Origin of the sequence: Variovorax sp. CCNWLW186 (genome assembly GCF_037203865.1) — a bacterium.
In the GTDB taxonomy this organism is placed as follows: Bacteria; Pseudomonadota; Gammaproteobacteria; order Burkholderiales; family Burkholderiaceae_C; genus Variovorax.
On record NZ_JBBCBO010000024.1, the window covers coordinates 14,037 to 26,534 of the forward strand.

Annotated in this window: 13 protein-coding genes; 6 read left to right on the plus strand and 7 right to left on the minus strand. The window is 66.6% G+C overall.

All coding sequences use genetic code 11. The annotated features are described in order from the left end of the window. The first annotated feature begins 36 nt into the window (after positions 1-36). On the plus strand, positions 37-762 hold the full coding sequence (locus V9K97_RS22705; RefSeq protein ID WP_337320873.1) for an OmpW/AlkL family protein: 726 nt from the start codon (positions 37-39) through the stop codon (positions 760-762). A gap of 18 nt (positions 763-780) precedes the next feature. Here V9K97_RS22705 and V9K97_RS22710 read toward each other — a convergent pair whose 3' ends face one another. From V9K97_RS22710 to V9K97_RS22720, 3 genes are all read right to left on the minus strand, one after another. Beyond that, positions 781-1,464 carry a glutathione S-transferase family protein gene (locus V9K97_RS22710; protein WP_337320875.1) on the minus strand — a complete coding sequence of 228 codons (684 nt, stop codon included), beginning with the start codon at positions 1,462-1,464 and terminating at the stop codon, positions 781-783. Positions 1,465-1,584: 120 nt separating this feature from the next. Then, on the minus strand, positions 1,585-2,148 hold the full coding sequence (locus tag V9K97_RS22715; RefSeq protein ID WP_337320877.1) for an MgtC/SapB family protein: 564 nt from the start codon (positions 2,146-2,148) through the stop codon (positions 1,585-1,587). A 1-nt stretch (position 2,149) separates the two neighbouring features. Further along, complete coding sequence (locus tag V9K97_RS22720) at positions 2,150-4,153, minus strand: lytic transglycosylase domain-containing protein (protein ID WP_337320878.1); 2,004 nt, start codon at positions 4,151-4,153, stop codon at positions 2,150-2,152. Positions 4,154-4,189: 36 nt separating this feature from the next. On the opposite strand from V9K97_RS22720, the gene V9K97_RS22725 reads away from it, so the two are divergent. Continuing rightward, a complete protein-coding gene (locus tag V9K97_RS22725) occupies positions 4,190-4,807 on the plus strand; it encodes a 5-formyltetrahydrofolate cyclo-ligase (protein ID WP_258504104.1) in 618 nt (205 codons plus the stop codon). Positions 4,808-4,834: 27 nt separating this feature from the next. Here V9K97_RS22725 and V9K97_RS22730 read toward each other — a convergent pair whose 3' ends face one another. Then, positions 4,835-5,818, minus strand: coding sequence for a LysR substrate-binding domain-containing protein (locus V9K97_RS22730; protein WP_157612102.1), 984 nt, complete (start codon positions 5,816-5,818; stop codon positions 4,835-4,837). A gap of 165 nt (positions 5,819-5,983) precedes the next feature. Here V9K97_RS22730 and V9K97_RS22735 point away from each other — a divergent pair, with 165 nt between their 5' ends. Next, the gene (locus tag V9K97_RS22735) at positions 5,984-6,304 is read left to right on the plus strand and encodes a DUF2917 domain-containing protein (RefSeq protein WP_126747996.1); all 321 of its coding nucleotides are present in this window, start codon (positions 5,984-5,986) and stop codon (positions 6,302-6,304) included. Between the two features lie 50 nt (positions 6,305-6,354). On the opposite strand, the gene V9K97_RS22740 is transcribed toward V9K97_RS22735, so the two are convergent. Beyond that, the gene (locus tag V9K97_RS22740; RefSeq protein ID WP_258504106.1) at positions 6,355-6,759 is read right to left on the minus strand and encodes a BLUF domain-containing protein; all 405 of its coding nucleotides are present in this window, start codon (positions 6,757-6,759) and stop codon (positions 6,355-6,357) included. A 90-nt stretch (positions 6,760-6,849) separates the two neighbouring features. Here V9K97_RS22740 and V9K97_RS22745 point away from each other — a divergent pair, with 90 nt between their 5' ends. Next, positions 6,850-7,620 carry a Crp/Fnr family transcriptional regulator gene (locus tag V9K97_RS22745; protein ID WP_258504107.1) on the plus strand — a complete coding sequence of 257 codons (771 nt, stop codon included), beginning with the start codon at positions 6,850-6,852 and terminating at the stop codon, positions 7,618-7,620. Positions 7,621-7,657: 37 nt separating this feature from the next. Here the strand turns inward: V9K97_RS22745 and V9K97_RS22750 are convergent, their stop codons facing one another. Beyond that, entirely contained in the window at positions 7,658-8,545 is an 888-nt protein-coding gene (locus tag V9K97_RS22750) for a DUF6279 family lipoprotein (RefSeq protein WP_337320881.1), read from the minus strand. Between V9K97_RS22750 and glmU the strand changes: the two genes are divergently transcribed. Continuing rightward, positions 8,544-9,974: a bifunctional UDP-N-acetylglucosamine diphosphorylase/glucosamine-1-phosphate N-acetyltransferase GlmU gene (gene glmU, locus V9K97_RS22755; protein ID WP_337320883.1), complete on the plus strand. Its 1,431-nt coding sequence runs from the start codon at positions 8,544-8,546 to the stop codon at positions 9,972-9,974. The two genes, V9K97_RS22750 and glmU, sit on opposite strands and share 2 nt — an antisense overlap. Before the next feature lie 13 nt (positions 9,975-9,987). Here the strand turns inward: glmU and V9K97_RS22760 are convergent, their stop codons facing one another. Further along, positions 9,988-10,470 carry an Lrp/AsnC family transcriptional regulator gene (locus V9K97_RS22760; protein WP_258504110.1) on the minus strand — a complete coding sequence of 161 codons (483 nt, stop codon included), beginning with the start codon at positions 10,468-10,470 and terminating at the stop codon, positions 9,988-9,990. 138 nt (positions 10,471-10,608) lie between these two features. Here V9K97_RS22760 and glmS point away from each other — a divergent pair, with 138 nt between their 5' ends. Next, complete coding sequence (glmS, locus tag V9K97_RS22765; protein ID WP_337320885.1) at positions 10,609-12,489, plus strand: glutamine--fructose-6-phosphate transaminase (isomerizing); 1,881 nt, start codon at positions 10,609-10,611, stop codon at positions 12,487-12,489. The last annotated feature ends 9 nt before the right edge of the window (positions 12,490-12,498 follow it).

Genomic DNA, 12,498 nt, shown 5'->3' on the forward strand with positions numbered 1-12,498 from the left:
TGCCACGAACATTAAAACCAAAGGAGCAATCACACCATGAAGAAAACAATGTTTGCGCTGGCGGCAGTGAGCGCAATGGCGTCCGGAAGCGCGTGGGCGCAGAACGCCGGGGACTGGGTCATCGGCGCAGGCTGGCTTCGAATGTCACCGCAGGATTCGAGCAAGCCGCTCACCTTCACGGCGCCGGTGCGCAGCGTGGTGCCCGGTTCGGGCGCGTCGGTGAGCGACGCCGACACGCTCGGCCTGAGCGCGGTTTATTTCGTCGACAACCATTGGGCCGTGGAGGGGGTGCTGGGCATTCCGCCAAAGTTCAAGCTCGACGGCGAAGGCACGCTGGCCCGCATTGGCGAACTCGGCGAAGCGCGGCAATGGAGCCCGACGATTCTGGGCAAGTACTACTTCAACGAAGGCAGCAGTACCTTCCGTCCGTTCGTGGGCCTGGGCGCCACCTATGTCTGGTACAGCGACGTCAAGCTCACGCCGGGCCTGCAGGGCGCGCTGGGCAGCCAAGTGCGCCAGCCGCCGCTTTCCACCTCGACCACCGCCAAGCTCGACAGTTCGTTCGCGCCCGTGCTCAATGCCGGCGTGGCCTACCAGTTCGACAAGAACTGGGGCGTGTCGTTCTCGGTGTCCTACATTCCGCTGAAAACCAAGGCCAAGCTCACCACCACGTCGATCACCGGCCTTCCGGTCGCCACCAGCGAAGCCAGGCTCAAGCTCAATCCGATTGTGACGTACCTCGCGGTGACCTATCGCTTCTGAGCCTCGGCCTCGAAGAGCTCAGCGCGCCTTGCGGTACGGCTCTTCGAACTGCAGGAAGTCTTTCTCGGCCAGGGCATCGTCGATCCACGCCTTGACGCCGGGCAGGGCCTGCACACGCTCGATGTAGGCCGTGATGGCCGGCGGCATGGGCAGCCCGTAGGTCTTGATGCGCGTGCCCACGGGTGCGAAGTAGGCGTCGGCATTGCTGAATTCGCCGAACAGCATCGGGCCGCCATGGGCACTGAGCAGGTCGGTCCACATCTGCACGATGCGGTCGACCTCGCCCTGCAGGCCGGGGTTGTCCTTCAGCAGCTGCGCGCCGACGTCGGCCAGCGACGCCTCGATGTTCATGACGCAGAGGCTGCGAAGGTTTCCGAAGCCCGAGTGCATTTCGGCGCAGATGCTGCGCGCGCGGGCCCGGTCGGCCGCGGCGCGGGGCCACAGCTGCTTCTCGGGAAATGTCTCGGCCAGGTATTCGGCAATGGCGAGCGTGTCCCACACCACCAGGTCGCCGTCGACCAGCACCGGCACCTTGGCAACAGGGTTCAGCGAGCCGATGGTTTTCTTGAACTGCGAATTGGCCTCGAACGAATCGAAGCGCACCTTCACTTCCTCGAACGGAATGCCGGCCTGCTTCATGAGCACCCAGGGCCGCATGGACCAGGACGAGTAGTTCTTGTTGCCGATGTAGAGCTTGCGCATCGCGTTGTGATCCTGCGGTTCAGATGAAAGAAAACCTTCAATGCTAGCGGGGCCGTGCGCGCCGATTGATGCCGAAGCGCAGGCGAATTGATGCGTGCAGCGCGCCCACCGGGCCTTTCTTCAGCGCGGTGGCGGGTCTTCAGGAGAGGCGATCACGCGGGACGCCTCGCCGTTCTTGCCTTCGTCGCGCGGCGGACCGACCAGCCGCTCGATCAGGTTCACGAGGCGCGGCACCAGCGAGAGCACGGCCAGCGCCAGCAGCGCGCTCAACACCGCGGTCACTTCGCGGCCGAGCCCGCAGGCCATGCCGATGGCGGCGGTCATCCACAGCCCGGCGGCGGTGGTGAGGCCCTGCACCTGGTGCTCGTCCTTGCCCTGCTTGAGGATGGTGCCGGCGCAAAGAAAGCCCACGCCCGCCACCAGGCCCTGGATCACCCGGCTCATGTCGGCCGGAACAATGCCGGTCTGCTGCGGAATGAGCACGAACAGCGCCGAGCCGATGGCCACCAGCATGTGCGTGCGCACGCCGGCCGCCTTGCCCTGCTGCTCGCGCTCGAAGCCGAGCATGAAGCCGATGATGGCCGCGAGCATCAGGCGAACCACGATGCGCGTGAGCTGGGCGACGTCGCCCACGTCCGAGAACTCGGCCGCAACGGTGTCGAGTACCTGGTCGCCCCAGCTCATGTCAGGGAAGGTCCTTGTTGGGCTCGGGCTCGGAGGCGTCACGCGGGCCCACCCGGCCGAGACGTTCTTTCAGCGATTGCGGGCGCCCGGTGATCAGCGCGGCGTAGTTGGTGGTGTTGGCCAGCACCTTCTTCACGTAGTCGCGCGTTTCGTTGAAGGGCACGTTCTCGGCCCAGATCGCGGCTTCCATCACCGGGCCGTTGCGCCAGTTGCGCGGCCGGCCGGGGCCGGCGTTGTAGGCCGCGGCGGCCAGCGCCATGGAGCCGTCGAAATCGTCGAGCGCCAGCTTCAGGTAGTTGGTGCCGATGGTGATGTTGGTCTCGCGGTCGTTGATCTGCCCCGGCGTGAAGTCGTTCATGCCGATCTTGCGGGCGGTCCAGCGGGCCGTGGCGGGCATGACCTGCATGAGGCCCGAGGCCCCCACGCCCGAGCGCGCGTCCATGATGAAGCGGCTTTCCTGGCGGATCAGCCCGTAGACGTAGGCCGGGTCGAGCCCGATGTCCTGGCTCTTGCGCAGCACCGTGTCGTGGAACGGCATGGGGAAGCGCTGCTCCGCGTCGATCACGCCCTTGGTGCGCTCGCTGGTGTTGATGCAACGGTCCCACACTTCGCGCTGGCAAGCGAGGTCGGCCGCGGCCAGCAGCGCGCGGTCGTCCATGCCGCCCTTGTCGTGCAGGTTGGTGGCGTAGTTCCATTCGCGCGTGCCCTCGGGGCGCAGGCCGATGGCAATGGCGTAGAGGGCGCGGCTGAGCGAAGGGTTGCTGCGCGCGGCGTTCTTCTCTTCGGGCGTGAGGGGCGCCGGGCGAGTCGGCGTCACGGTACGCTGGCCGAGTTCTTCGAGCGCCAGCATTTCGTAGAAGCCGCGCGTGCCGGCAATGCTCTGGTAAAGCTCGCGTGCCTGGGCGCGGCGCTCGTCGCCGCCCGCGGCGCTGAGGGCGCGCGCCTTCCAGTAGACCCAGGTGGGCTCCAGCTGGGCGGTTTCGCTCATGGCGTTGATGGCGGGCGCCACCTCTTTCCACTGGCCGTTGCGCAGCGCGGCGCGCACGCGCCAGCCGAGCATGTCGTCGGACAGGTCGCTGTTCTTGGTGACGTTGGCGAAGTAGCTGCCCGCCATGGGCGAAAGCTTGCCCGCCGCCTGGCGGCCGATGGTGCCCCAGAGCCAGTTGCGCTCTTCGGCGGAAAGCATCGGGCCCCACTTGCTGTCGAGCTGCGTGGCGGCCTGTTCCGGGTCGGCCATGGCAATCTTGATGAGCGCCAGAACCACCAGCTCCTTGCGCGACTTGGCGGCCACGAAGGCGCGGCCGGCCAGGAACTTGGCTGCGCTGGCGTTGAGCTCTTCGAACAGCGGCAGCGCATCGGGGGCGGCGATGGTCACGGCGCCGCGCGCGGCTTGCGGGCGGTTGGCCTCCATGGCCAGGCGGGCCTTCTTCCAGACGTCGTTGGTCGCGATCAGTCGGGCCGCGACCATGCGGTCGGCGGCGGTAAGGCAGCCGTCGTCGGCCTCCTTCTGAGTGAACCAGTTGCGGCGTACCTCGTCGGCCTGGGCCTGGGTGGCGGTGCCGGAGCGCAGCGCCTCGACCAGCACCGCATAGCAGCGCACCTGCGCGTCGTCGCCCATGCGGAAGCCGGCAATGGCGGCGGAAAAACCGTCCCAGTCGCGGCGCTGGCCCAGCAGCAGCAGCCAGTCGTTGCGCAGGCGGTCTTCCTGGTAGGTGCCCGGGTAGCGGGCGAAGAAGTCTTGCACCTCGTTCGGCGCAGCTTCCTGCAGGCGTGCCTTGAGCTCCCAGTAGGCGGCCCAGGGTTCGAGCGCATGGCCGCGCGCCTGGGGCAGCAGGGCGGAAAGGCGGCCCTTGTCTCCGCGCTGGAAGGCCTGCTTCATCTGGATGAGCACGTCGTCGTTGCTGTTGGCCTGCGCGGCGGCGTGCTGCTGTGAAAGCAGTGCGGCAGCTGCTACAACAGCGGAAAAAACGAGTGCGGGTGCTGCGCGGCGCGGGCGGTGGCGCATGGATGCCAAAATGCTTGGGAACTGCATCGGGGGATTATGGACAAGTCAAAGGATGCCGACACCTCGGCGACCGTGAGTTTTCTCAAGGATCAGCTGCGAAAAGCGCTGATCGAGCAGCGCCTGGCCATGCCCGACCGCCTGGCCAGGGCCGACCTTCTGCAGCGGGTCATGCGGATCTGGCTGGTCGGCCGGCCCGACACCGTGATTGGCGCCTACTGGCCCATCAAGGGCGAATTCGATCCGCTGCCCGCATTGCACCGCTGGAAGGAAGACGGCGAGCTCATCGACGAGCCGCAGCGCCGCCGCATCGGGCTGCCGGTGATGAACAAGGTGCACAAGACGCTGACCTTCCACGCCTGGTACCCCGGCTGCCAGATGGAAGAAGACGCCTACGGCATTCCGAAGCCCAAGGACACCGAGCTCATCGTGCCCACGCTGCTGTTCGTGCCCTGCGTGGGCTACAGCGCCGGCGGCTATCGCCTGGGCTACGGCGGCGGCTTTTACGACCGCACGCTGGCCGCGCTGGAGCCGCGCCCGTTCACGGTGGGGCTGGGCTTTACCAACGGCTTTCTCGACGAATACGAGCCCGAGGCGCACGACCTGCCGCTGGACGCGATCCTCAACGACAACGGCGTCGTCTGGCCGACGTCCTGAGCCGCGCGGCGGCCGCTGGTCGCTGGCTCAGTCGATGTTGTCCACGGTGTCCGGGTCGGGCACCTCGCCGATGGTCTCGCGCGTGGTGATGGCCTGGGCCTGGAGCCAGTCCCAAAAGGCCCTGATTTCCGGCCGCAGCGCATTGCGCGGCCCGGCAATGAGCCAGTAGCCCATCGGCGAATCCATTCGGTGCTGCGGCAGCACCTCCACCAGGTCGCCGTTGGCCAGGCTTTCGGCAATGAGCGAGCTGCGCGCGAGCGTGACGCCCTGGCCGGTGAGCGCGGCCTGCACCATCTGGTAGGCGTAGTTGAAATAAAGCCAGCGCTTGGGCTGCGCCCTCTCGAGGCCGTTCACCTCGAACCAGCGCCGCCAGGTCAGCCATTCGAGGTGCGTGCGGTGTGCGTCGCCGGCCTCGATGAGCGTAAAGCCGGCAATGTCGGCCGGCGTCTTGATGGGCGGGCTGCTCTTCAGCAGCCAGGGGCTTGCCACGGGCGTCAGGGTTTCGCCAAAGAGGCGCACCGCCGTGGCCGGCATGGCCTCGCGCGGGCCGTAGCGCAGGGCAATGTCCACGTCGGCCACTTCCAGGTCCACTGCCACGTCGCTGGCGTCGATGCGGATGTCGATCTCGGGGTTGTCGCGCTGAAAGGCCTCCAGCCGCGGAATGAGCCACATCGATGCAAAAGATGCAAAAGTGGTGAGCGACACGCTCTTGCGCCCCGCGCTCTGGCGAATCTGCCGCACCGCCGTATCGATGCGCGGCAGCGATTGCTGCACCGCCAGCAGCAGTTGCGCCCCGGCGCTCGTGAGCTCCACGGCCCGCGTATGGCGCAGGAACAGCGCCACGCCCACTTCTTCTTCCAGCGACTGGATCTGGCGGCTGACCGCCGACTGGGTGAGCGCCATTTCTTCCGCGGCGGCCCGGAAGTTCAGGTGCCGCGCCACGGCTTCGAAGGCGCGCAGATGCCCGGCCGAGATGGGGCGGGAGCGCAGATGGGTTTGGGAGTGCTGCATGGACGGGGGCGTTGAGGGCATCTGAGGATTGATGCGGATTCGGAATCAGTAGGCTACTTCGTTTTCATTGGACTGCCAACAGGCCCCGAACGATCATTCATTCCCGAACTGCGCCATTGCCTCCCTCCGTGTCATCGCAGTTCGGCAAGCCCAAGGAGTTTCATCATGTCCACCGCCGTCTGCACCAACGAATCGCTCGCTTCCCTGTCGTCTGCCCGTACCGCTTCCGCCGTTCCCCCGGCCGTGCGCCGCGGTGCTTGGCAAATTGCCCCCGGCGAGGCAATGAGCCTCAAGGCGCGGTCGGCCAGCGTGCTGCGCGTCAAGCAGGGCCGTGTGTGGATCACGCCGGACGCCACCTCGGCCACGGCCAGCGAAGACCTGGTGCTGGCCCCTGGCGAGTCGCTCAACGTGGCCGCCGGCCAGCGCATCGTCATGGAAGCGTGGGATGGCTACGGTGCCACCTACTCGTGGGATCCTGCGGCCTGACCGGTCGACTCCCCACGGCGGAAAGGCGGCTTCGGCCGCCTTTTTCGTTTTCAGCCGTTGATGTCGAAGCTGGAGCGCAGCGCCAGGAAGTGCTTCAGGGCGGCTTCGCCTTCCAGCGCGTGCACGCCGGCCATGAGGTGGGGGCCTTCGCTTTCGGCCAGGCCCATGCCAAAGCCCGAATAACGGCGGGCGGCCAGGGCGCCCTGGTAGACCACCCGCACATCGGTGTGCCGGGAATCCTGGTCGATGCGCTGCATCAGCGTCTTCACGGCTTCGGGCGGGCCTTCGAGATGCTGGCAGAAGCGCATGCCGTCAAAAACCAGGAGACCGGTGATCTGGTGTTGCGCATTGCGTGCACGGGCCTGGGTCACTATGGCGCCGACCGTGGCGGGTGGCAGGTCTTGCGTGAGCACACTGCAATAAAAAATCTCGAAAAGCGACGTTTCTTCTGTCATGCGAACGGGTGCGGAAAACGTGCGAAGTTTATGAAGCCCCGGCACACGCTGAAATGTAAAAAGACACAGGTAAAAAGCCTATAGTGGCGCGTGAAATTCGAGGACCATTCACCCCCTGCCTTGCCGCCGCAGGGGGCCAACCCCTGCGACGACTGTGCGTTGCGCAAGCTCGAGGCCTTCTTGCCGGCTTCGGCGGAAGAGCTCAAGACCATCGAGTCCTTCCGGGTCGGTGCCCGCCGTGTTCCGGCCGGCGGCGCCATCGTCGAAGAGCATCGGCCAAGCGCCCAGCTGTTCACCCTCTATTCGGGTTGGGCATTTCGCTACAAGACGCTGAGCGACGGCCGTCGCCAGATCCTGAGTTTTCTGCTGCCCGGCGATTTCATCGGCCTGCAGGATGAATTTGCCGACGGCCAGACGCACGGCGTGGAGGCCGTGACCGACGCCACGCTTTGCGCCTTTTCGCGCGACCGGCTCTGGGAACTGTTCCACGCCCAGCCCAAGCTGGGCTACGACATCACCTGGCTCGCCGCGCGCGAGGAAAAGATGGTGGACGACAACCTGGTGACCACCGGCCGCCGCAATGCGAGTGAACGGGTCGCCATGCTGCTGATGCACCTGTACCGCCGGGCCGAGCGGGTCGGCATGGTGCGCGACGGCTGGGTGGAGTTTCCGTTCAACCAGCAGCACCTGGCCGATGCGCTCGGGCTCTCGCTGGTGCACACCAACAAGACGCTGCGCAAGCTGCAGGGGTTGGGGCTCTACAAGCTCGACGCGGGCTGGCTGCGCATTCTCGAGCCGCATGCGCTCGAAACATTGGGCGACTATTTCGAACGCCCCATGCGGCCCACGCCGCTGATCTGAGCTCGCGGCGCCCTGCGGCATCTTGGGGCAGGGCCGTTCAGCGCGCAGCCACCAGTTGCCGAAGATCGTCCTGGTAGGCCTGCAGCCGCCGCACGGCCTGTTCGCGCTGGCTAGCGCTGGTGGCGTTGTGAAGGGCAGCCAGGTTGCGGCAGCCTTCCTGGAGCAGTGCCTGCTGGTGATCGCGCCAAGGTCCGGGCGGCGGATCGGCAATGCGCATCACATAGGCATGGATGGCCGCGCGCGCTTCGGCCGGCGGCGGCTTGGTGGCGTTAAAGCCGCGCAGCAGCGCCAGCGCCTCCTGCTGCCGCTGGCGGCGCTCGGAGCCGGCCAGCCGCGGGTCGAACACCGACTGCGCCACTTGCTGCCGCACCAGTTCGCGCTGCTCGGGCGTCAGCCGGCCGTAGAAATCTTCCAGGCGGTCGAGAAACTTCTCGTAGCGCTTTTCCTGCACTTCGGCGCGGCTGCGGTCGAGCCATTCCTTGCGGTACTCGGCATTGTTCTTTGCATACTTGCGCTCGAGCTGCTGCAGTTGCGCCTCCGTCAGGCTCAGGGCCAGCTCGGTGCCGGCAGGTTCCGCACGCTCGGTTACCGCCAGCAGGCGCTCGCGGATCTGGTCCGCCATGCGGCAGGCCTGGGCCGCGGTCACGTCGCGCGGCGCCAGGGCCTGCGCTTCCTGCAGCACGCCGAGCACCCGGGGGAGTTCGTTCTGACGGTGCCAGCTCAGCAGTTGCGCGAGCTCGTCGCGCACCTTGGGCGTTTGCGAACCGTCGAAATCAACGTATGCGTCGAGCCACCAGTAGCTCAGCTCGGGCAGGTTGTTGTAGGCCAGCTTGATCGTGCTGCACGCGCCCAGCGCGGCGGCCACAAGCAGCACGCCGATAATTCGCGCCAACTTGGCGCAACGCATTCGGGTAGAAAGAAGCATGAATCAGATTCCACAAGACAACCAGGGACCGGTCGACGTGGTCATCATGGCGGCCGGCAAAGGCACGCGCATGAAGAGCAGGCTGCCCAAAGTGTTGCATCGTTTGGCCGGGCGTGCACTGCTCGCGCATGTGACAGGCACCGCGGCGCGCATCGGCGCCCGCCACGTGGTGGTGGTGACCGGCCACGGCGCGGCCGAGGTCGAGGCGGCGATGTCTTCCGGCAACGGCGTCGGCGCCGCCCTGCAGTTTGCGCGGCAGGAGCCGCAGCTTGGCACGGGCCACGCGGTGCAGCAGGCAGTTCCGCTCCTGCCCGAAGACGGCACGGTGCTGGTGCTGTCGGGCGACGTGCCGCTCATCGGCGAGGAAACGCTGCGCGCGCTGATTGCCGCGAGCGCCGGCCAGCGGCTCGCGCTGCTGACCATCGAGTTCGACGATCCGACAGGCTATGGGCGCATCGTCCGCGCGGAATGCCGGGAAGGTGAAGTCACGGCCATCGTCGAGCACAAGGACGCCACCGAGGCACAGCGCGGAATCCGCGAAATCTACAGCGGCATGATGGCCGTGCCCGCGGCCCTGCTCAAGGGCTGGCTGGCCCGCCTGGACAACCGCAACGCCCAGGGCGAGTACTACCTCACCGACATCGTCAAGCTGGCCGCAGCCGACGGCGTGCCGGTGGTGGCGCATGTCACGACCGACGCGCTCCAGGTGGCGGGCATCAACAGCCCCGCGCAGCTGGCGTCGCTCGAGCGTGCCTGGCAGCTGCGGCAGGCGGAGGCGCTCATGGCACAGGGCGTGCGGCTCGCCGATCCGGCGCGGTTCGACTTGCGCGGCACGCTGGCTTGCGAGGCCGACGTCGAGATCGACGTCAACTGCGTGTTCGAAGGCTCGGTGTTCCTGGGCGAGGGCGTGCGCATCGGCGCCAACTGCGTCATTGCAAATGCGCGCATCGAGGCGGGCGCGGTGATCCACCCCTTCACCCACATCGAAGGCGAGAAGGCCGGCGTCACCGTCGGCGAAAGGTCGCTCATCGGCCCCTTCGCACGGCTGCGGCCCGGTGCGCAACTGGGTGCCGAAGTGCACATCGGCAATTTCGTCGAGGTCAAGAACTCGACCCTGGCCGAGGGCGCCAAGGCCAATCACCTGGCCTATCTTGGCGACGCCACGGTGGGCCAGCGCGTCAACTACGGCGCGGGCAGCATCACGGCCAATTACGACGGCGCCAACAAGCACCGCACCGTCATCGAGGACGACGTGCACGTGGGCAGCAACTGCGTACTGGTGGCCCCGGTCACCATTGGCGCGGGCGGCACCATCGGGGGCGGGTCGACCGTGAACAAGTCGACCGAGCCCGGCGCGCTCACCGTGGCGCGGAGCAAGGCTGTGAGCTTTCCCAACTGGAAGCGCCCGCAGAAGAAGCCCAAGGCCTGAAGAGGCAGGCGGATCAACCCAGCGGCAGCCGGGGCTCGAACTTCGCGCGCTTCAGGCTGAAGAAGGCCTTGACGTTGCGCACGTTCGCGTCGGCATTGAAAAGCCGCTGCGCGAGCGCGCCGTAGCCGGGCATGTCGCGGGCGGCCACCACCAGCACGAAGTCCGGGCCCGGCGAAACGCGCCAGCATTGCTGCACGGCGTCGTCGGCGATCACGCGCGCCTCGAAGGCGTCGAGTGCTGCCGCGTCTTGCCTGTCGAGCGAGATTTCGACCACCGCCTGCAGGCCGTGGCCCAGCACCGCGGCCAGGCGGTCAGGCGAAAGCAGCGCGATTTGCCGCTCGATGAGCCCTTCCTGCCGCAGGCGCTGAACGCGGCGCAGGCAGGTCGGAGGCGAAATGCCGATGTTCTCGGCCAGCCGCTGGTTGGTCTGCGAGGCGTCGCGCTGCAGCGCGTCGAGCAGGCGAAGATCTATTGCATCGAGCGAGATCGGTTCCATATATGTATGAATTATGGAATAAAAGTTCATACGAAGAGACGGGTGAAATAAATCTTCAAAAAGATCGATATTTCGAGTGCATATTTTTTCGCCTCATCTCTACCATCTGGCTTTCTCCTCATTCAAAGGCAGCTCACCATGTGCGGCATCGTCGGCGCAGCGTCCCATCGCAACATCGTTCCGGTCCTCGTCCAGGGGCTTCAAAGGCTCGAATACCGCGGTTATGACTCCTGCGGCGTCGCGGTTCATGCGGGCGGCCTCACGCGTGCGCGCACCACATCGCGCGTGGCGGACCTCGTCACGCAAGTGCGCGAAGACCATGTCGAAGGCCTGACGGGCATCGCCCACACGCGCTGGGCCACGCACGGCGCACCGGCCGTGCACAACGCGCACCCGCACTTCAGCCATGGGCCCGGCGCCGACGCGCAAGGCGCGCGCCCCGGCCGCATCGCGCTCGTGCACAACGGCATCATCGAAAACCACGAAGCTTTGCGGGCAGCCCTTGAGGCCAAGGGCTATGTCTTCGAGAGCCAGACCGACACCGAGGTGATCGCCCACCTGGTCGACAGCCTGTACGACGGCGACCTGTTCGAGGCCGTGAAGGCCGCGGTGCTGCAGCTGCACGGCGCCTATGCCATTGCCGTGATCTGTCGTGACGAGCCGCAGCGCGTGGTCGGCGCGCGCGCGGGCTCGCCGCTCATTCTTGGCGTGGGCAAGGAAGGCGGCGAAAACTTTCTTGCAAGCGATGCCATGGCCCTGGCCGGAGTCACCGACCAGATCGTCTATCTCGAAGAAGGCGACGTGGTCGATGTGCAGCCCGGCAAATACTGGATCGTCGACCGCGGCCACAAGCCCGTGCAGCGGCAGGTGCGCACCGTGCAGGCGCACAGCGGCGCGGCCGAGCTCGGCCCCTACCGCCACTACATGCAGAAGGAAATCTTCGAGCAGCCGCGCGCCATTGGCGACACACTCGAAGGCGTGGCCGGCATCGTGCCCGAGCTGTTCGACGGCATCGGGCAGGACGGCGCCACCGGTGCCAGCGCGCATCGCGTGTTCAAGGACATCGACAAGATCCTCATCCTGGCCTGCGGCACCAGCTACTACAGTGGCTGCACCGCCAAGTACTGGCTCGAGGGCATCGCAAAAATCTCGACCCAGGTCGAGATCGCAAGCGAGTACCGCTATCGCGACTCGGTGCCCGACCCCAAGACGCTCGTCGTCACCATCAGCCAGTCGGGCGAAACCGCCGACACGCTCGCAGCGCTCAAGCATGCGCGATCGCTCGGCATGGAGCAGACGCTGACCATCTGCAACGTGGCCACCAGCGCCATGGTGCGCGAATGCAAGCTCGCCTACATCACGCGCGCCGGCGTCGAAATTGGCGTGGCCTCGACCAAGGCCTTCACCACGCAGCTGGCCGGCCTGTTTCTGCTGACGCTCGCCATTGCGCAGACCAAGGGGCGTCTCACCGAAGCCGACGAGGCGCGCTACTTGAAGGAAATGCGCCACCTGCCGGTCGCGCTGCAATCGGTGCTTGCGCTCGAGCCGCAGATCATCGGCTGGGCCGAAGACTTCGCACGCAAGGACAACGCGCTCTTTCTCGGCCGCGGCTTGCACTACCCCATTGCGCTGGAAGGCGCGCTCAAGCTCAAGGAAGTGACCTACATCCACGCCGAGGCCTATGCCGCCGGCGAGCTCAAGCACGGCCCGCTCGCGCTGGTCACCAGCGAAATGCCTGTCGTCGCGGTCGCGCCGAACGACGCGCTGCTCGAAAAGCTCAAGAGCAATCTGCAGGAAGTGCGCGCCCGCGGCGGCGTGCTTTATGTACTGGCCGACGGCGACACGAAGATCAAGGGCAGCGAAGGCCTGCACGTCATTCGCATGCCAGAGCACTACGGCGCGCTGTCGCCGCTGCTGCACGTGGTGCCGCTGCAGCTGCTGGCGTATCACACGGCTTGCGCGCGGGGAACCGATGTGGACAAGCCGCGCAATCTTGCGAAGAGCGTGACGGTGGAGTGAGGCGGGGCT

Excerpts from the sequence above, each read along its gene's own strand:
- V9K97_RS22740 (WP_258504106.1), bottom strand. The coding sequence starts at position 6,759 with ATGACAGAAGAAACGTCGCTTTTCGAGATTTTTTATTGCAGTGTGCTC.
- glmS (WP_337320885.1), top strand. The coding sequence starts at position 10,609 with ATGTGCGGCATCGTCGGCGCAGCGTCCCATCGCAACATCGTTCCGGTC.
- glmU (WP_337320883.1), top strand. The coding sequence starts at position 8,544 with ATGAATCAGATTCCACAAGACAACCAGGGACCGGTCGACGTGGTCATC.
- V9K97_RS22735 (WP_126747996.1), top strand. The coding sequence starts at position 5,984 with ATGTCCACCGCCGTCTGCACCAACGAATCGCTCGCTTCCCTGTCGTCT.
- V9K97_RS22705 (WP_337320873.1), top strand. The coding sequence starts at position 37 with ATGAAGAAAACAATGTTTGCGCTGGCGGCAGTGAGCGCAATGGCGTCC.
- V9K97_RS22725 (WP_258504104.1), top strand. The coding sequence starts at position 4,190 with ATGGACAAGTCAAAGGATGCCGACACCTCGGCGACCGTGAGTTTTCTC.
- V9K97_RS22730 (WP_157612102.1), bottom strand. The coding sequence starts at position 5,818 with ATGCAGCACTCCCAAACCCATCTGCGCTCCCGCCCCATCTCGGCCGGG.
- V9K97_RS22750 (WP_337320881.1), bottom strand. The coding sequence starts at position 8,545 with ATGCTTCTTTCTACCCGAATGCGTTGCGCCAAGTTGGCGCGAATTATC.
- V9K97_RS22720 (WP_337320878.1), bottom strand. The coding sequence starts at position 4,153 with ATGCGCCACCGCCCGCGCCGCGCAGCACCCGCACTCGTTTTTTCCGCT.
- V9K97_RS22715 (WP_337320877.1), bottom strand. The coding sequence starts at position 2,148 with ATGAGCTGGGGCGACCAGGTACTCGACACCGTTGCGGCCGAGTTCTCG.
- V9K97_RS22710 (WP_337320875.1), bottom strand. The coding sequence starts at position 1,464 with ATGCGCAAGCTCTACATCGGCAACAAGAACTACTCGTCCTGGTCCATG.
- V9K97_RS22760 (WP_258504110.1), bottom strand. The coding sequence starts at position 10,470 with ATGGAACCGATCTCGCTCGATGCAATAGATCTTCGCCTGCTCGACGCG.